This window comes from Xanthomonas sp. WCS2018Noco2-27 (genome assembly GCF_031843525.1).
Classification (GTDB): Bacteria; Pseudomonadota; Gammaproteobacteria; order Xanthomonadales; family Xanthomonadaceae; genus Xanthomonas.
This window is the reverse complement of the sequence record NZ_JAVTIK010000002.1, coordinates 39,598-56,629: the sequence shown is the minus strand read 5'-3', so window position 1 is coordinate 56,629 and position 17,032 is coordinate 39,598. Positions and strand designations below refer to the sequence as shown.

Below are 17,032 nucleotides of genomic sequence, written 5' to 3'. Positions count from 1 at the left end.
TGCGTCCAGGATGGCTTGCGGCTATCCTTGCCGGCTCGCACTGCCACCCAGGAGGCGCGTCCGAGGACGGGCGTGGCCGCCAAGGAAACGACGACGATCATGCAAGATCATATCTCCGAGGCGACGGACGCCTCACAGATCCGCCGCGCCGGCGTTGATCTCAATGGACTGATGTCCGTTCTCAGCAAGCATCTGTATTCCACGCCGGTGGTCGCGCTGCGCGAGCTAGTGCAGAACGCGCACGACTCGATCCTGCGGCGCCGCCTGGAACAGCCCGATTGGCAAGGCGAAGCGCGCATCCATGTGCATGCCGATCCGGCGCAGGGCATCGTGCGCATTACCGATACCGGGGCCGGGCTCACCCAGCAGGAAATTCACGATTATCTGGCCACCGTAGGCGTGGGTTACACCCGCGGGCTGCGCCAGGGAGGCCACGAAGACAGCGGCCTGATCGGGATGTTCGGGCTGGGTTTCTTGTCGGCCTTTGTTTTGGCACGGCGCGTCACCGTGCGCACCACCTCGTACCAGAGCCCGACGCTGGGGCATTGCTATATCTCCAGCAATGCCGAGCAATACACGGTCAGCCCGATCCCGGCGCGCGCGCAGGTGGGCACCGAGGTGGTGCTGGAATTGCACGACCAGTATCTGTCGTTGGCGCAGGACGCGCGCCTGCACGAGATTCTGTCGCGCTACTGCGCCTTGTTGCGCGAGCCGATCTGGGTCGGTGCCGATGCGCAGCCGATCAATCCGGAGCCGCCGCCGTGGCGCATGGACGACGCAGTGCCGCTGCATCCGGTGCAGGCATGGCGCCGGCAACGCGAGTTTGCCGCGCGCTTCGAACGCAATTTCGAACCGCTGTGCTGCATGCCGGTGCGTGCCGCCGACGGCAGCGATGCGGTCGGCCTGTTATGGGTGCAGGACGGGGCCACCTACGGCACCAGCGACAACCGCAATCTGTCGGTGTTTTTGCGCGGCATGTTGCTGGACGACAATGCGCGCGAATTGCTGCCGCCGTGGGCCGGTTTCATCGGCGGAGTGATCGAATCCAACCGTTTGACGCCGACCGCGAGCCGCGAGGATCTGCAGCGCGATACGGTCTATAGCTCGGTGCAGCACGCCTTGTCCGAAGCCCTGGTGCAGGGCCTGGCGGAGGTGGCGCGGCAACAGCCCGAAGCCTGGCGTCGCATTCTGTTGCGGCATAACGAGGCCTTGTTGGGTGCGGCGCTGTGCGATGAGCGTCTGTTCGACTTGCTGCTGGAACATGTGCGCGTGCCGACCTCGCAAGGCGATCTGCCGGCCCAGCAGCTACCGGCGCGTGGCGCGGTGCATGTGATTCTGGACAGCGACAGCGGTTTCGAAGAAATGTTGTTCCGCGCGATGGGCGTGCCGGTGGCGTACGGAAACCGCTACGCGGTAGTGCCGTTTCTGCGTCGGTGGGCGCAGGCCAAGGGCGTGCGCTTGGTCGAGCTGGGCACCGAGCATGGCAACCGCCAGTTGTTCCATCTCGATACGTTGCCGGCCGACGAACTGGCGTGGCTGGAGCAGCATCTGGGCGATGGCGAAGCGATGGTGCCGGCGCGCTTCAGCCCTGAAGAGCTACCGTTGGTGGTGGTGCCCGACCGCGAGGCGGAACTCAAACGCCGGCTGGAGCAGGACGAAAACGACAAGCGGGTGTCCACTGCAGCGCTGCGGCTGGCGCGGCAGTTCACTGCGCGGATCGAAGCGCGCCAGACCCAGCGGTTGTATCTCAATCTCGACAATCCTGCGCTGCAGGCATTGCTGGCCGCACAACGTGCCGGCAACCCGCAGGCCGCGGTCGCCGCGCGCTTGCTGCGCTCGCTCAAGGTGATTGTCTCTGCGCAAGGGCGCGCGCAGCCGCAGGCGGGTGGCGCGGAGTCGGGCGGTTCGGATCTCAACAAGGCCTTCGGCGATCTTGCCGAGGCTGTGACCCAATTGCTGGCGCGCTGAGCGCCGCATTCAAGGAACAACGCAATGGAAATCTGGAACTGGGTGGAGAAGCTGCAGGACGACCTGGGCGAAGCCGGGCAGCCGCAGAATGCGCAGCTGCTGACACGCCTGACCGACCATATCTGCGATCTGCAGATCGAGCGTGCCGAAGCGTTGTTGCCCGAGGCGCGTGCGCTGGGCAAGACGCTGGCCAACCCCTGGCTGGAGGTGTTCGTCGGCCATTGGGAAATGCGTAACCGGGTCGGCAATCTATGCGAAGGCGAGCGCGCGCTGGGCGATGCGGTGGCACTGTTCGAGCGTGCGCATCGCGCCGATGCGGTGGAGTGCCCGCAATCGGTGTGTGTCACCCAGGATCTGGCGGCGTGCTACGCCAACATCGATGGCCCGGGCTGGGTGGAAGAGCGCATCGAGGTCTGCGATGAAACCCTGGGCCGCATCGACCCGAGTTGGTCGTGCTACCAGTGCCTGAGCTGCGAAAAAGCCGACGCCTTGCTCGACGACGGCCGTGGCGACGCGGCGCTGAGCTATCTGGAGCAGCAGTCGCAGACCATCGTGGCGCACGGCGGCCAGATCTACGACGGCGTGCCGGACATGCGGATCTCGATCCTGCTGTCGTTGGGGCGTGCAGCCGATGCCCTGGCGCTGATCGAACAGCGCGAAGTCGAGGCCGCGCGCGAGGGCGCGGAGTGGGCCAACTGCAGTCAGCCGCGTCGCCTGCAAAAGGCACGCGCGCTGGCGCTGTTGCAGCGCGATGACGAAGCGATGGAGGCGTTGCTGCCGTGGCGCGAAGTGGCGCCGCGCTATCGCCTGCATTGGCTGCGCGCGGTGGCGGTGCTGACGTCGCGCGCATCCGAGCGCAATACCTGGGATCTGGGCAGCCGCCTGCAGGTCATGCTGGATCATTACGCGCAGGTCGGTGCGCATCGCATCCTGATCGAGGCCGCCGAGCTCGCGATGGATCTGGCGCTGCAGCGCGGTGCGGTGTGGACCGCACGCCGGCACCTGGCACTGGCGCGCGCGCATGCGCCCAAGTTGCGACAGGACCGTGGCGCCACGCAGGCGCTGGATGGGTGGGCTGCGCGCATCGCATCCGCATCGGCGGGCGAGGACGCGCCTGTACCTGCGGCGCAGTTGCTGGAATGGTTGAACGCGCAGGGCGAAGAGGCGGTGCGCAATCCCGAGCGCGAAGCGCAATGGTTGCTGCAGGCGGTGGCCGAGCGTCCGGACGATGCCGAGCTGGTCGATACCGCGGCGTCGGCATTGAGTGCCTGCGCGGCAGACGAGCAGGCGATCACGCTGTTGTGGGATTTCGTGCAGCGGCATGCCGACCGCGAAACCAGCCCCACCTTCCGCCTGATGAATCTGTTGCTTGGCCGCGGCGATGACGCTGGCGTGCGCCGACTGGCGTTGCTGTATCGCCCGCAGGTGCCGGTGGCGGCGCTGTGGTGCGAGGCCCAGCTTGCGCAACGGTTGGGCGATTGGCCGGCGCTGGAACAGGCTTGTACCGCGCTACTGGAGCTCTCGCCGGGCTCGCACGGCGCGCGCGGGCTGCTGGCGCGCATGTATCTCAACACCGGCCGCTTTGCCGAAGCGGCCGACGTCTACCGCCAACTGATCGCGCTGATGGACGAGCCGCGTTCGGCGCATTGGGACCATATGACCGCCGCCAGTGCCGCGCAGGACTGGGATGCGGTGCGGGTGTCGGCAGCCGCGATCGGCATGGAGCTGAGCAGCACCAGCGGGGTTGTCGAAGAAGATTGGGGCTGGGTGATCGTGCGGTGTGTGGACGACGGCGAAGTGGGCGAGTACTACGCGCGTCGCACTGGTCCGGTCACCGCGCGCATCATCGAAAACGCACCGGCCCACCGCCGTCAGCATGTCGGCGACTGGGTGGTGTTCGATGCGGAGCTGCTGTATCCGGCGCCGGAGGACGAGGCCGAGCGTGCGCGGTTCGTACCGACCTATGCGCAGGTGCATGTGCTGCAGACAGGTGGCTATGGCAGCAGCTGGCTGGTAGACGGCGTCCACCCTGGCGACGAGGTGATTGAGGCGTTGCGTGCAGATATGGAGACGCGCGGCTGGAAGGCGTGGCTGCATAGTCGCGACGACTATCGCGTGGTCGACCCGGAGCACCCGGATGCATTCGACCCGGAGGATGCGACGTCCGGGCTGCCAGGCGTGTTGTTCACCGTGGCGCTTCCGGAAAACGTCGCGCCGCAGGAACTGCATCGCGTACTGCGGTGCACGACCTCGCGCTGGTCGCATCCGATGTGCTGGCTGCGGTTGGCCGAAGCCTGCGAGCAGGACACGCGACCGCATCTGGAGGCGGTGGAGCGCTACGGGCTTTAGAGCTGCTGACGCCGCAGGGATTAGGAATTAGGGATTGGCCTGCTGCGTTGCACGCCGTCTATGCGGGCTGCGGTGACGTGCGAAGGTGCGGCGGTTCTCGCGCGTGCAACGCTCAATGCGCGTGGTGCTTTGCCACTGGCACACTTCGGTTCTTAGCGCGCCGTCCAATGCGTCGTGCGACCGGTGTGTCGCGGGTCGCCGCAGGGATTGGGAATTCGGGATTGGCGTGCTGTTCTGCGCGCCGTCCGTGCAGTCTGCGCGGAGGTGCGAGGTAACGGTCCCTCCCGTGCTTGCAGCGATCGTGGCGGGGTAGGGCACGCCTTCGCTTGAGCAAGACGTTGCCGCGTTGGCGGCAACGTCGCAGTCCGTGTGCGATCAGCTGCGGTTGCCGTAGCGCTCCAGCCAATGCGCGTATGACGGCGGCAGCACCCAGGACGGACGCGCTTCGCCCAGTGCCAGTGCCGCCTGGTACGGCCAATGCGGATTGGCCAGGTGCGCGCGTCCGACCATCACCAACTCCATCTGCCCATCGGCGACGACGCGGTTGGCTTCGATGGGGTCGTCGATGTTCCAGGACGAGGCGACCGGCAATTGCGCCTCGCGGCTGACGCGTTCGGCGATCGGTGCCAGCAGCGCCGGGCCCCATGGAATCTGCGCATTCGGCGTGCTGAAGCCCATGCTGACGTTCAACAGATCCAGGCCGCTGCGCTTGAACTCGCGGGTCAAGTCGATCGCCTCGGCCAAGGTTTGTTCGTCGCGGCCGTCGAACTCGATGACACCGAAGCGTGCGGTGAGCGGCAGATGTTCCGGCCACACCGCGCGCACGGCCTGCAGCGTTTCCAGCAGAAAGCGCGCGCGGCCTTCGGCGCTGCCACCGTAGCGATCCTCACGGTGGTTGGCGTGCACCGAGAAGAAACTCTGCGCCAGATAGCCGTGGGCGAAGTGCAGTTCCAGCCACTTGAAGCCTGCATCGCGTGCACGTTGCGCGGCGGCGACAAAATCGCCACGCACGCGGGCGATGTCGTCCAGCGTCATCGCCCGTGGCAGTTTGGACAGGCCGCCACCGAAGGCGACTGCGGACGGAGACAACGTGTCCCAGCCGCGCGCATCGCCGTCGGCGATATGGTCGTCGCCTTCCCACGGTGCGTTGGCGCTGGCCTTGCGACCGGCATGACCGATCTGGATGCCTGGCACCGCACCTGCTGCGGTGATCGAGGCGGCAATGCGTGCCAGTCCTTCGGCCTGCGCGTCGTTCCACAAGCCGAGACAGCCTGGGGTAATGCGACCTTCTGGCGATACGCCGGTCGCCTCGACGATGACCAGCCCGGCGCCACCGCGCGCCATGCTGGCGTAGTGGACCTGATGCCAGTCGTTGGTAAAGCCGTCGACGGCGGTGTATTGGCACATCGGCGGGATCGCGATGCGATTGCGTAGCGCGACATCCTTGAGTTGGTAAGGCGAAAAAAGCGACTACATTGCGGGGAGGGAACCTTGGAAAAAGCGGTTGGCGATCAGACCACGCCGACGGCCGGATCAAAACACTGCCAGTAGCACACCGCGTTGCAGCGGCTTGGGGGGCACCCCGCCGAGGCCGGTAGCGGTTGCTTGAGTGCCATGGCGTGGTGGGTGCAAAAGCAAAGGGCAGATGCGTGGCGCAATGGCGCCACGCGCGCGCTCCCGGCGCGTGCGCGCACACGCAAGATCCGCGCGAAAACGCGTAGCAACCGTAGCAACCCGGGACATGCAGCTTGCAAGAGACCGGTCTCGCCGTTGCTCAGTCACGTGTCTCAGCAGCCAATCAAGCAAATGCAGTCCGCGCCTGCGCACTCCCGACCAACACCAAGCACCCTAATGCCGATTCCCGATTCCCGATTCCCGATTCCAACGACGTGTCCCGGTGCACGTTCGGGGCTTGCGCTGCAATGTCAAACTGCCGCCAGTAGCGTCCTCTGACTGCTACAGGTTTGGTTGCTGGTTGCCGAATCTGAATTGCTTTACTCTGCTGCGCATCGGCGTGGGGGCGCCGCGTCAGTCATGGCGCCGGCCAGCCCGCATGCCCAGTATCTCCTTCTTAACTTTGGCGGGTGATCTCATGGTGGCATTGCAGCAGCGCTCAATCGACGCGATCCGTGACCAGGAAGCGGCGTTGTTGGCCGCATGGCTGGACGCAGGCCTCGGCAACGATGCGCGCATCTCCCGGCAGGATCTGCAGGCCCAGGGCGCGGACTTTCTTCGGCTGTTGGTCGCTTCCTTGAAGGACGACGGTAGTAGTCTGGACAGTGCCGAGTGGAGCGAAGTGCGTCGCTTCCTGGAAAATCTATCGCGCGACCGCGCCACCCGCGGCTTCGATTCGCAGGAAACCGCCAACTTCATCTTTTCGCTCAAGCGCGTGCTGTTCGAGCTGGTGCAGCGCGAATATGCCAGCACGCCGGAAGACCTCGCCCAGCAGCTGTGGGCGCTGTCCGAACTGCTGGACCGCCTGGGCCTGTACACCGTCAAGGCATTCCAGAAAACCCGCGAAGACATCATCGTGCGGCAGCAGGAAGAAATGCTGGAGCTGTCCACGCCGGTGGTGAAGTTGTGGGACGGCGTGCTGGCATTGCCGATGATCGGCACCCTCGATTCGCAGCGCACCCAGGTGGTGATGGAATCGCTGCTGCAGCGCATCGTCGACACCGGCTCGGAGATCGCCATCATCGACATCACCGGCGTGCCTACCGTGGACACGCTGGTGGCGCAGCATTTGCTCAAGACCGTCACCGCGATCCGGCTGATGGGCGCCGATGCCATCATCAGCGGCGTGCGCCCGCAGATTGCGCAGACCATCGTGCATCTGGGCCTGGATCTGCAGGGCATCGTAACCAAAGCCAACCTGTCCGATGCGCTGGCGCTGGCGCTCAAGCGCACCGGTGTGATCGTGAGCAAGGCGAGCTGACATGGAGCGCATCCCGATCCTGCGGATGGGCGATCTGTTGCTGGTCACCATCCAGGTGGACATGCACGATCAGCTCGCGCTGCAGCTGCAGGAAGACTTGTCGGAAAAGATCAGCGTCACCTCCGCGCGCGGCGTGCTGATCGACATCTCCGCACTGGACATCGTCGACTCGTTCATCGGCCGCATGATCAGCACCATCTCCGGGCTGGCGACGCTGATGGGAGCTCGCACTGTGGTGGTAGGCATGCAACCGGCGGTGGCGATCACCCTGGTGGAACTGGGACTGACCTTGCCAGCGGTGCGTACTGCGCTCAACGTCGAACGCGGCATGCGTCTGTTGCAGCAACCCGATCACGAGTCGTGATGGCGACCACGGGCTCGCAAACGGTACGCACCGAACAGGATGTGGTGCTGGCCCGGCAGACCGTGCGCAAGTTGGCGGTGCAGTGCGGCCTGCGGCTGGTGGACCAGACCAAGCTGATCACCGCGGCCAGCGAATTGGCGCGCAACACCGTGATCTACGGTCGCGGCGGCGACATGGACTGGGCGCTGCTGGAAAGCGGCATCCGCAAGGGCGTGCAGCTGACCTTCCGCGACGAAGGCCCGGGCATCCCCAATCTGGATCTTGCGCTGACTGACGGCTGGACCTCCGGCAGCGGGCTTGGGCTCGGTCTGTCGGGCAGCCGTCGCCTTGTGGATGATTTTGTGTTGGACACTGCCGCTGGCAAGGGCACGCGCGTCACCATCACCAAATGGAAGTGACCCTCGCCGGTGAGCTGACCCGCGCGTTTCGCGTCGACGAAACCAGCCAGGTCGGACAAGCGCGTCGCGAAGCAGCGGCGCTGGCGCAGACGCTGGCCTTCGATGAAGCCGCATGCGGGCGCGTCGCCCTGGTGGCTACCGAACTTGCCACCAATATGGTCAAACATGGGCGTGGCGGCTGCCTGCAGTTGTCGCGCGTGGCCACGGGCGAAGGCATGGGCGTGGAAATCTGCGCCATCGACGATGGCCCCGGGTTTGCGCTCGAAGACGGTCTGCGCGATGGCTATTCCACTGTCGGCACACCCGGCACAGGTCTGGGTGCGATCCAGCGTCAGGCGCAGGTGCTGGACGCATATTCGGATTCAAAAGGCGCCATCGTGATGGCGCGGTTGTTTGCGCAACAACGCGCCGAACTGGATCTGCCGTATGGCGCGGTGCGTGTGCCGCTGCACAACGAAACGGTCTGCGGCGATGCCTGGCAGTTGGCGATCCGCGAACAGCGGACGACGGTCGTGCTGATCGACGGCCTGGGCCACGGGCCGGATGCCGCCGATGCTGCCGATGTCGGCACGCGCGTTGCGGCGGCGGCCAGTGGCGAGCCTGGCGAACTCATCGCGCAGCTGCATGCCGGCATGTCAGGAACGCGCGGCGGTGCGGCGGCAGTGATGCAGTTCGACAGCCGTACCGGCCAGGTGCGCTTTGCCGGTGTGGGCAATATCGTTGCATCGCTCTGTGATGGCGATGGAATGCGCGGCATGCCTTCGCATCCAGGCATCGTCGGGGTGCAGTTTCGCAAGGCGCAGCCGTTCGACTTTCCGAATGCGGCCGGCAAACTGCTGGTGATGCATAGCGATGGCCTGCAAACGCGCTGGAATTTGCGCGATCACCCGGCGCTATTGGCGCGCCACCCGCGTATTGTTGCTGCGGTGCTGTTGCGCGATTACGCGCGCGGCCGCGACGATGCATGCGTGTTCGTCATGCGGTTGGGAGGCATGCAATGACTTCATCCGATGATGCATCGGCGATCGACCCGATGGCCGAACTGCACGCGTTGCGGCAGCAGAACCAGGCCTTGCGCGAAGAGTTGGAAGAAACCAACCAGGGCGTGCTGGCGTTGTACGCCGAGCTCGACCAGCAAGCCGAACAGCTGCGCGGCGTGTCCGAGCTCAAGAGCCGGTTTTTGTCGTACATGAGCCACGAGTTCCGCACGCCGCTCAGTTCGATCCTGAGCATCACCCGGTTGCTGGAAGACGGTATGGATGGGCCGCTCAATGCCGAACAGGTCAAGCAGGTGCGTTTTGTCAGCACTTCGGCACGCGAGCTCACCGATATGGTCGACGACCTGCTGGACCTGGCCAAGATCGAAGCCGGCCGCATCACCATCTCGCCAGGCTGGTTCTGTCTGATGGATCTGTTTTCGACATTGCGCGGCATGTTCGGTCCGCTCACTGGCGCCAGCGGTACCGACCTGATCTTCGAAGATCCGCCGGTGTTGCCGATGCTCTACACCGACGACAAGAAGCTGGCGCAGATCCTGCGCAACTTCATTTCCAATGCGCTCAAATTCACCCCGCAAGGCCAGGTGCGGGTGCTGGCGCAGTTGGAAGGCGACAGCCACGTGCGCTTCAGCGTGCAGGACACCGGCATCGGGATCGCGCCCGAGCTTCACGATGCTTTGTTCGAAGATTTTGTACAGGTGGACTCGCCGCTGCAGAAGCGCCTGACCGGCACCGGGCTGGGGTTGGCGATCTGCAAGCGGTTTGCCGAATTGCTTGGCGGACGGGTGGGTATCAACAGCGTGGTCGGGCAAGGCTCGGAATTTTTCGTGGTCCTGCCGGTGACGCTGGCAGCGGAGAAGGCACTTGAGCAGTAAGCAGCACATTCTGGTCGTCGACGACAACACGGTGACGCGCTATTCGGTGCGGCGCGTGCTCGAGCATCACCGTTTTGTGGTCGACGAAGCCGGCACCGGCGCCGAAGGCCTGAGCAAGCTGGCGACGCAGACCTTTGCCGGTGTGGTGCTGGACGTCAATCTGCCGGACATGAGCGGCTTCGACATCGTGCGCAGCTTGCGCGCCGAGCCGCGCACCGCATTGTTGCCGGTGGTACACGTGTCTGCCGCATCGATCGCCACCGGCGACATGATCACCGGCCTGGATGCCGGCGCCGATGCGTACCTGATCCATCCGGTCGACCCCAATGTGCTGGTCGCCACCTTGCGTACCCTGTTGCGCGCGCGCAATGCCGAAGAAGCATTGCGGGTCAGCGAGGCCCGCTTCCGCGAGATCTTCGAGCACATCAGCGCGCCGATCGCGGTGGTCGATGCCGCCCTGCACACGCATGAACTCAACGCGGCGTTTCAGCGCCTGATCGGCGACGCCACGCCGGGCGATGCGATCCACGCCGCCGGGCTGGATCAAACGGCCACCGTGCAGGCGCTGACCAGCGCACTGGCGCAGCGCGAGCGCTGGAGCGGCACGCTGTCGATCCTGCGCGATGGCAAGCTGTGCGAAACCGAATGGCGGGTGTCGCCGTACCGCGAGCCGGATCTGGGCCTGCTGATGGTGGAAGACGTCACCGAGCGGCGCGAGCGCGAGCGCGAGCAGCGCCAGGAGCTGGATACCGCCACCACCGAACTGGCGCACCAGATCGCCGAGCGTCAGCGCACCGAAATCCAGCTGCTGCAGGCGCAAAAAATGGAAGCGCTGGGCAAGCTCACCGGCGGCATTGCGCACGACTTCAACAATCTGTTGACCAGCATCATTTCCGGCCTGGACATGATCCAGCTGGCGGTGGAATCAAACCGTATCGAACGTGTGCCGCGCCTGGCCGAGATTGCCACCGGCTCTGCGCATCGTGCTGCAGCGCTGACGCAGCGCATGCTCGCCTTTGCGCGCAAGCAATCGTTGGATGCGCAGCCGTTCGACGTCAATCTGCGCGTGCGTTCGCTGGAAGACATGCTGCAACGCTCGATCGGCGAGAACATCGCCTTGGAGCTGGAGCTTGCCGATACCTCGCTGGTGGCCATTGCCGATGCCAACCAACTCGAGAACGTGGTGCTCAACCTGGTGATCAACGCCCGCGACGCCTTGCGCGGGCAGGGCACGATCTGTGTGCAGACCGCTGCCTACACCGCGCACAACGACCCGGAGCTGGATGATGGCGAGTACGTGGCGGTCAACGTCATCGACAATGGCAGCGGCATCGAACCTGCCGTTCTCAATCAGGTGTTCGAGCCGTTTTTCACCACCAAACCCATCGGCGAAGGGACCGGTCTTGGGTTGTCGATGACCTACGGCTTTGCGCGCCAATCCGGCGGTACTGCGCGTATCACCAGTGCGATCGGCAAGGGCACCACGGTGGCGTTGTTGTTGCCGCGCGGTTTGTCTGCGGGCGCGTTGCCGCCAGCACCGGCGCCGACAACGCCACGGGCGCGCAACGCGCGCATCCTGCTGGTGGACGACACCGATGTGGTGCGCATGATGGTGAGCGAGGTGCTCAGCGACGCCGGCTATGAGGTGATCGAAGCCGAAGATGCCATCGGCGCGTTGGAGCAGTTACGTACCGATGTGCAGATCGATCTGCTGGTGTCCGATGTCGGCCTGCCGGGCATGAACGGGCGCGACATGGCCGACGTGGCGCGTACGTTGCGTCCGGGGTTGCCGATTTTGTTCATCACCGGCTACGCCGAAAACGCGATCACGCGGCAGGAGTTCCTGGCCGACGGCATGGCCTTGCTGCCCAAGCCCTTCAGCCTCAACGATCTGCTCAATACGGTGGGGCAGATGCTCGACAGCAGCGTGCTGGCGCGCGCATAAGGCGCAGTGATTTGCATGTTGGTGTGGGTGGATGCGACGTCGGATACGACGACGCTGCGGCACGACGCTGCTGTTGTGGCACTGGATGTGATAAGTCGCATCCGCAGTAGCGCGTTCGATCAGGCCTGCGCCAGGCGCAGACACCGCAAGCAACAGAGCGCGCCAGTTTTCGCGTGCACTGCATGGAGCTGATTGCGCGGCAGGGCGGTGTACGCGTGCCGGCAGTCAACGCGAATACGCGTACGGCCCGAACGTGGCGCCCAGAAAGCCGCCGGCCGTCTCGGTGCTGAGCAGCGTGGCGTCGCCCTGTTCGAGCAGCGTCTGCCACTGGCCGCTGCCCACCGCGTAATCCACATGCACACGCGCGCCGTCCAGCGCAAAGCGCAGCTGTACCGGTTGCGTTGCATCGGGCAGCGGCGTACGTGCCAGCACGGTGCCGATGCTTGGGTCCTGCAGGCCGGCGCGGCGATATAGCACCACCGACACGCCAGCCTCATCGCGCACCAGCATGGCTGCCAGAAAGTGGCTCTCCTTGGCCACCAGCGCAAGACCGGCCTGTTCGCCGGCGGCCAGCGCGCTGCCATCGACACTGGCCGCCAGCGTGGCGTGGTGATGCTGCAGGCGATGGCCCAGATACGCGGGTTGGCCGCGGCCGATGTCGCCCAGCGCGACCTGCGATGGGGTGATGCGCAACCCCTGCGGGCCGGGCATGTACCACGGTTGGGTGGGCGGGTGGATGGTCATCCATTGCATCGGCACGCGCGCTTCCTGGAAGCGCTCGCTCCATTGCATCGGGCCGCTGGTGGGCAGGGTCTGGGTGCCGCTCGGCAATGCGGGACGCGTGGCCACCGGCGGCACAGCGCTGCCGTGCGGCACTACCTGCGGCCAGCCGTCGCGCCATTGCACCGGCAACAAGAAGGTTTCGCGGCCAAGCGCGTAGTGGTTGCCCTGATACGGGCGGGTGCCCAGGAACACCGCCCACCAGGTACCGTCCTTGAGCTCGACGAACTGTGCGTGCCCGGTGGAGGTGATCGGTGCGCTGCGGCTCGGGTCCAGGTCGCGCTGGGTCAGCACCGGATTGCCGCTCCAGGGCTCGTAGGGGCCGGTGATCTGGCGGCTGCGGTAGATCATCTGCGCATGCTGCTCGCCGGTGCCGCCTTCGGCCGCGGTAAGGTAGTAATAGCCATCGCGGCGGAACAGATGCGGGCCCTCGATGTGCTCGGGATTGGTGGCCGGTTGAAAGCCCGAATCCACGATCGCCTGACGCGTGCCGACCAGCTTCATGCGGGTCAGATCCAGCTGCTGCAGCCAGATGGCGCGGTGTCCGTCGTAGCGCAACTTGCCGGCGGGCACATCGTTGTTGACCAGCCAGGCGCTGCCGTCGTCATCGAAAAACAGCGACGGGTCGATGCCCTTGGCGTCGAGCCAGATGGGGTTGGACCACGGCCCGGCCGGATCGGTGGCGGTGATCAGGAAGTTGCCGCCATCGCAGTAAAAACAGGTGTTGGCGATGTAGAAGGTGCCGTCGTGGTGGCTGATGCTGGCGGCGAACAGGCCACGGGTCAGTTCGTCGCGGCCGTAGTCGATCTGGTCGGCGCGATCGATCGCGTTGCCGATCTGGTTCCAGTGCACCAGGTCGCTGCTCTTGAAGACCGGCAGGCCGGGAAAATAGCCGAACGTGGAATTGACCAGATAAAAGTCGTCGCCGACCCGGATCGCGGACGGGTCCGGATAAAAACCGGCCACCACCGGATTGCGGTACTGCGCCTCGGTCGGCAACGGGCCGCCGTCATCGCCCTGGTAATCCACCTGGGTGATCAGTGCGCTGCCGGCGTAGGCCAGCTGACAACTCACCGCGGCCATCAGGCCCAGCATCCATCCGATTGGTTTCACGACAGGTCTCCCGATGCGCGCTACTGGCGTAGCGCCAGCCTCGCGGCAGCATGACAGCTCGCCGCCGGGCAGGGCATGCCGTTTTGCCATGCCGCACGCGTGTGGTGGCATGGCTGTGCGCAACGTGGCCGATGGGCGCGGATCGGCACGCCTGCCACTTCGCTGCAACATTGCTGACATATCGTGCGCGCGGCGCCATGCGGCGCCCCCTTCTGGCAGACCCATGCCGAACGGACTCATCTTCGCGTCTTTACCCAAGGATCAACCCGCATGTCGTTGTACTCGTCTGTTTCTCCGTCGCTGAGGTCCGTTGTTGCGCATCTGGATGCGCGTGCACCGCAACGTACGCCGCTGGCACGCGCCTGCGCCGGTCTGCTGCTCGCCTCGATGGCCGCTGCCGCATCGGCCCAGCAAGCGCCGGCCAGCCAGGGCGAGGGCAGCCCCACCGCGCTGGATGCGGTGACCGTCACCGCCGAGCACCGCGAGCAGAACCTGCAGGAGGTGCCGGTGTCGGTGGGCGTGGTGCAGGGCGCGGCGATGCGCGAGTACACCGCTGGCGGCGATGACACCTTGCTGGCGCTGTCTGGCCGCGTGCCGGGCTTCTACGCCGAGACCACCACCGGGCGCATCTTCCCGCGCTTCTATATCCGTGGCCTGGGCAATATCGACTTCTATCTGGGTGCCTCGCAGCCGGTGTCCATCATCCAGGACGACGTGGTGCTGGAGCACGTGGTGCTCAAGTCCAACCCGGTCTACGACGTGGACCAGGTCGAAGTGCTGCGCGGCCCGCAGGGCACCTTGTTCGGCCGCAATACCACCGCCGGCATCGTCAAGTTCGACACCGTCAAGCCCGGCGATACCTATACCGGCCGCGTCGACGCCAGCTACGGCAGCTACAACACGGTGTCGCTGGATGGTGGCTTCGGCGGGCCGATCAACGACGTGCTGTCGTTCCGCGTGTCGGCGTTGTACCAGCACCGCGACGATTGGGTGGACAACACCTTTGCCGGCAGCAGCGCCGATGGCACGCGCACCCCGCGTAAGGATGCGATGGGCGGCTACAACGACCGCAATGCGCGCCTGCAGGTGCTGTTGAAGCCCAACGATGCGTTCTCGCTGCTGGGCTCGGTGCACACGCGCGATTACGACGGCACCTCCACGCTGTTCTTGCGCAATGCGGTGACGCGCGGCAGCGACAAGGTCGACGTGCCGCGCGATCGCGTGGCCTACGACGAAGCCAACGACAACCCGCAGGCCTACAAGACCGATGGCGGCTCGATCAAGGCGATCTACGATTTCGGCGGCGTCTCGCTGACCTCGATCACCGCTTACGAAACCACCTCCGGCTACAGCCGTGGCGACACCGATGGCGGTGCGGCGGCCAACTACCCGGTCAATGGCGTGCCGAACGGGTTCGGCCAATCGATGGGGCAGATTCGCGATCTGGATCAGTACACCCAGGAGCTGCGTCTGGCCAGCGAGGGCGACGACGCGCTGCAATGGCAGGTGGGCGCGTTCTATTTCGATGGCCGCGACACCACCGATTTTTATCAGCGTGCGTATTTCCTGCGCACTGCTGCGCGCAATCCCAACAACTGGGTGCGGCTGCGCAACACCAATACCTCGTGGGCCGGCTTCGGTCAGCTCAGCTACAAGGCCACCGATGCGCTGACGCTGACCGCCGGCATCCGCCAGACCAAGGACACCAAGGAAACCCGTCTGCTCAAGACCGCCGACACCGCGGCCGGCGCGGTGACCTACCGTGGCCGTCGCGATGTGCGCATGTCCGACACCCAGCCCAGCTGGGACCTGAGCGCGATGTATGAACTCAACCCGGACCTGAGCGTGTATGCACGCGTGGCACGCGGCTTCCGCGGCCCCACCATCCAGGGCCGCAGCGCGGTGTTCAATTCGGATTTCACCACCGCTGATTCGGAAACCATTCTGTCGTGGGAAGCCGGCATCAAGAGCAGCCTGTTCCAGAACCGGCTACGCCTGAATGTCAGCGGCTTCACCTACACCGTCGATGACATCCAGCTCAACGGCAACGATTCGGACGGCAACGGCGTACTGTTCAATGCCGACAAGGCCAAGGCCTACGGTCTGGAAGCAGACCTGGATTGGCGCCCGATCTCCAACCTGTCGCTGACCGCGGGCCTGAGCCTGTTGCATAGCGAAATCAACGACAAACGCGTGTTTGCGCAGGCCTGCGCGCTCAATGGCGTGGTGGTGTGCACGGTCAACGACCCCACCATCCGCGTTGGTGCCAACACCTTCGCGCAGATCGACGGCAACCCGCTGCCCAACGCGCCCAAGTACAACCTCAACCTGGCCGCGCGCTACGACATTCCGATGGGCAACGACGGCGCGTTTTTCGTGTCCACCGACTGGAACAAGCAGGGCGAGACCAGCTTTGTGTTGTACGACTCCACCGAGTTCCGTGCCGATGGCAACTTCGAAGGTGGCCTCAAGCTGGGCTACACCGGCGGCTACGGTGCATGGGAAGTGGCGGCATTCGCGCGCAACATCACCAACGAAAAGAACGTCAAGGGCGTGATCGAAAACTACATGGCGGCGGTGTACAACGAGCCGCGCATCGTGGGCGTGTCGGTCAACGTCAACTGGCAGTGATCGCCAGCTGATCGGTGGGCTGCGGCGTACGCGTCGCAGCCGCGCCTGTATCGACGAAGGCCAGCTGCGTGCATGCGCAGCTGGCTTTTTTATCAGCGACCGTCCAGCACCGAACACACCCAGCTGACGATCTGCGCGCTGCTCACCGCGCCGGAATGACGGCCGATCTCATGCCCGCCGCGGATGACCAGCAGGGTGGGGATGCTGCGGATGCCAAAACGCGTGCCCAGTGCAGGATGCAGATCGGTATCCACCTTGGCCAGCCGCACCTGCGGCTCCAGCGTCGCGGCGGCGGCCGCAAATTGCGGTGCCATGCTCAGGCACGGCGCGCACCACGGCGCCCAGAAATCCACCACCAGCGGCAGTTCGCTGCGCACGGCGTGCTTGTCGAAATCCGCTGCCGACAAGGTTACCGGCGCCCTCAGAAACAGCGGCCGATGGCAACTGCCGCAGTTGGGCGCATCGTGCAGGCGTGCGCGCGCAACGCGGTTCATGGCGGCGCAGTTCGGGCAGGCGATCAGGAGCGGTGCGTCGGTCATGCGGTGGTCTCCGGTGGACAGGCAATGCAGTCGCGACGCCCGGACATCACTAACGGCACATGCGGCTGCATGTGGTCAGTGTAGCGACCACGGCAGAAGGCCCTGTGTCGGAAGGCCGGCCGCCGCGCATGATGCCT

General features: G+C 65.3%; 11 protein-coding genes and 1 pseudogene. 9 read left to right on the top strand and 3 right to left on the bottom strand.

Annotated elements, in window-relative coordinates:
- Positions 1–99: 99 nt before the first annotated feature.
- Together RQH86_RS05285 and RQH86_RS05280 are read left to right on the top strand one after the other, a co-directional pair.
- Entirely contained in the window at positions 100–1,968 is a 1,869-nt protein-coding gene (locus tag RQH86_RS05285) for an ATP-binding protein (protein ID WP_311239487.1), read from the top strand.
- A 24-nt stretch (positions 1,969–1,992) separates the two neighbouring features.
- Entirely contained in the window at positions 1,993–4,317 is a 2,325-nt protein-coding gene (locus RQH86_RS05280; RefSeq protein WP_311239488.1) for a bacterial transcriptional activator domain-containing protein, read from the top strand.
- A gap of 375 nt (positions 4,318–4,692) precedes the next feature.
- On the opposite strand, the pseudogene RQH86_RS05275 reads toward RQH86_RS05280, so the two are convergent.
- Positions 4,693–5,775: pseudogene (locus RQH86_RS05275) on the bottom strand (NADH:flavin oxidoreductase/NADH oxidase); the annotation flags it as partial.
- Between the two features lie 634 nt (positions 5,776–6,409).
- On the opposite strand from RQH86_RS05275, the gene RQH86_RS05270 reads away from it, so the two are divergent.
- From RQH86_RS05270 to RQH86_RS05245, 6 genes are read left to right on the top strand one after another with little or no spacing between them, the layout of a single operon-like run.
- On the top strand, positions 6,410–7,252 hold the full coding sequence (locus RQH86_RS05270) for an STAS domain-containing protein (protein ID WP_115512252.1): 843 nt from the start codon (positions 6,410–6,412) through the stop codon (positions 7,250–7,252).
- Between the two features lies 1 nt (position 7,253).
- The gene (locus tag RQH86_RS05265; protein ID WP_115527335.1) at positions 7,254–7,616 is read left to right on the top strand and encodes an STAS domain-containing protein; all 363 of its coding nucleotides are present in this window, start codon (positions 7,254–7,256) and stop codon (positions 7,614–7,616) included.
- On the top strand, positions 7,616–8,014 hold the full coding sequence (locus RQH86_RS05260) for an ATP-binding protein (RefSeq protein ID WP_115527336.1): 399 nt from the start codon (positions 7,616–7,618) through the stop codon (positions 8,012–8,014). Before RQH86_RS05265 ends, RQH86_RS05260 begins: the two co-directional genes overlap by 1 nt.
- Positions 8,005–9,015, top strand: a complete 1,011-nt coding sequence (locus RQH86_RS05255; RefSeq protein WP_311239489.1) for an ATP-binding protein — start codon at positions 8,005–8,007, stop codon at positions 9,013–9,015. The genes RQH86_RS05260 and RQH86_RS05255 overlap by 10 nt, the downstream gene beginning before the upstream one ends.
- Positions 9,012–9,887: an ATP-binding protein gene (locus RQH86_RS05250; protein WP_115553280.1), complete on the top strand. Its 876-nt coding sequence runs from the start codon at positions 9,012–9,014 to the stop codon at positions 9,885–9,887. Before RQH86_RS05255 ends, RQH86_RS05250 begins: the two co-directional genes overlap by 4 nt.
- The gene (locus RQH86_RS05245) at positions 9,877–11,832 is read left to right on the top strand and encodes a response regulator (RefSeq protein ID WP_115553281.1); all 1,956 of its coding nucleotides are present in this window, start codon (positions 9,877–9,879) and stop codon (positions 11,830–11,832) included. The genes RQH86_RS05250 and RQH86_RS05245 overlap by 11 nt, the downstream gene beginning before the upstream one ends.
- 225 nt (positions 11,833–12,057) lie before the next feature.
- On the opposite strand, the gene RQH86_RS05240 is transcribed toward RQH86_RS05245, so the two are convergent.
- Positions 12,058–13,707, bottom strand: a complete 1,650-nt coding sequence (locus RQH86_RS05240; protein ID WP_311239499.1) for a glycoside hydrolase family 43 protein — start codon at positions 13,705–13,707, stop codon at positions 12,058–12,060.
- Positions 13,708–13,995: 288 nt separating this feature from the next.
- Here RQH86_RS05240 and RQH86_RS05235 point away from each other — a divergent pair, with 288 nt between their 5' ends.
- Complete coding sequence (locus RQH86_RS05235; protein ID WP_115512246.1) at positions 13,996–16,356, top strand: TonB-dependent receptor; 2,361 nt, start codon at positions 13,996–13,998, stop codon at positions 16,354–16,356.
- Between the two features lie 92 nt (positions 16,357–16,448).
- Here the strand turns inward: RQH86_RS05235 and trxC are convergent, their stop codons facing one another.
- The gene (gene trxC, locus RQH86_RS05230; protein ID WP_311239490.1) at positions 16,449–16,895 is read right to left on the bottom strand and encodes a thioredoxin TrxC; all 447 of its coding nucleotides are present in this window, start codon (positions 16,893–16,895) and stop codon (positions 16,449–16,451) included.
- Between the last annotated feature and the right edge of the window lie 137 nt (positions 16,896–17,032).

Bases quoted from the DNA above. Each gene is read 5' to 3' on its own strand.
- RQH86_RS05285 (WP_311239487.1), top strand. From the start codon at position 100: ATGCAAGATCATATCTCCGAGGCGACGGACGCCTCACAGATCCGCCGC.
- RQH86_RS05280 (WP_311239488.1), top strand. From the start codon at position 1,993: ATGGAAATCTGGAACTGGGTGGAGAAGCTGCAGGACGACCTGGGCGAA.
- RQH86_RS05270 (WP_115512252.1), top strand. From the start codon at position 6,410: ATGGTGGCATTGCAGCAGCGCTCAATCGACGCGATCCGTGACCAGGAA.
- RQH86_RS05265 (WP_115527335.1), top strand. From the start codon at position 7,254: ATGGAGCGCATCCCGATCCTGCGGATGGGCGATCTGTTGCTGGTCACC.
- RQH86_RS05260 (WP_115527336.1), top strand. From the start codon at position 7,616: ATGGCGACCACGGGCTCGCAAACGGTACGCACCGAACAGGATGTGGTG.
- RQH86_RS05255 (WP_311239489.1), top strand. From the start codon at position 8,005: ATGGAAGTGACCCTCGCCGGTGAGCTGACCCGCGCGTTTCGCGTCGAC.
- RQH86_RS05250 (WP_115553280.1), top strand. From the start codon at position 9,012: ATGACTTCATCCGATGATGCATCGGCGATCGACCCGATGGCCGAACTG.
- RQH86_RS05240 (WP_311239499.1), bottom strand. From the start codon at position 13,707: ATGCTGGGCCTGATGGCCGCGGTGAGTTGTCAGCTGGCCTACGCCGGC.
- RQH86_RS05235 (WP_115512246.1), top strand. From the start codon at position 13,996: ATGTCGTTGTACTCGTCTGTTTCTCCGTCGCTGAGGTCCGTTGTTGCG.
- trxC (WP_311239490.1), bottom strand. From the start codon at position 16,895: ATGACCGACGCACCGCTCCTGATCGCCTGCCCGAACTGCGCCGCCATG.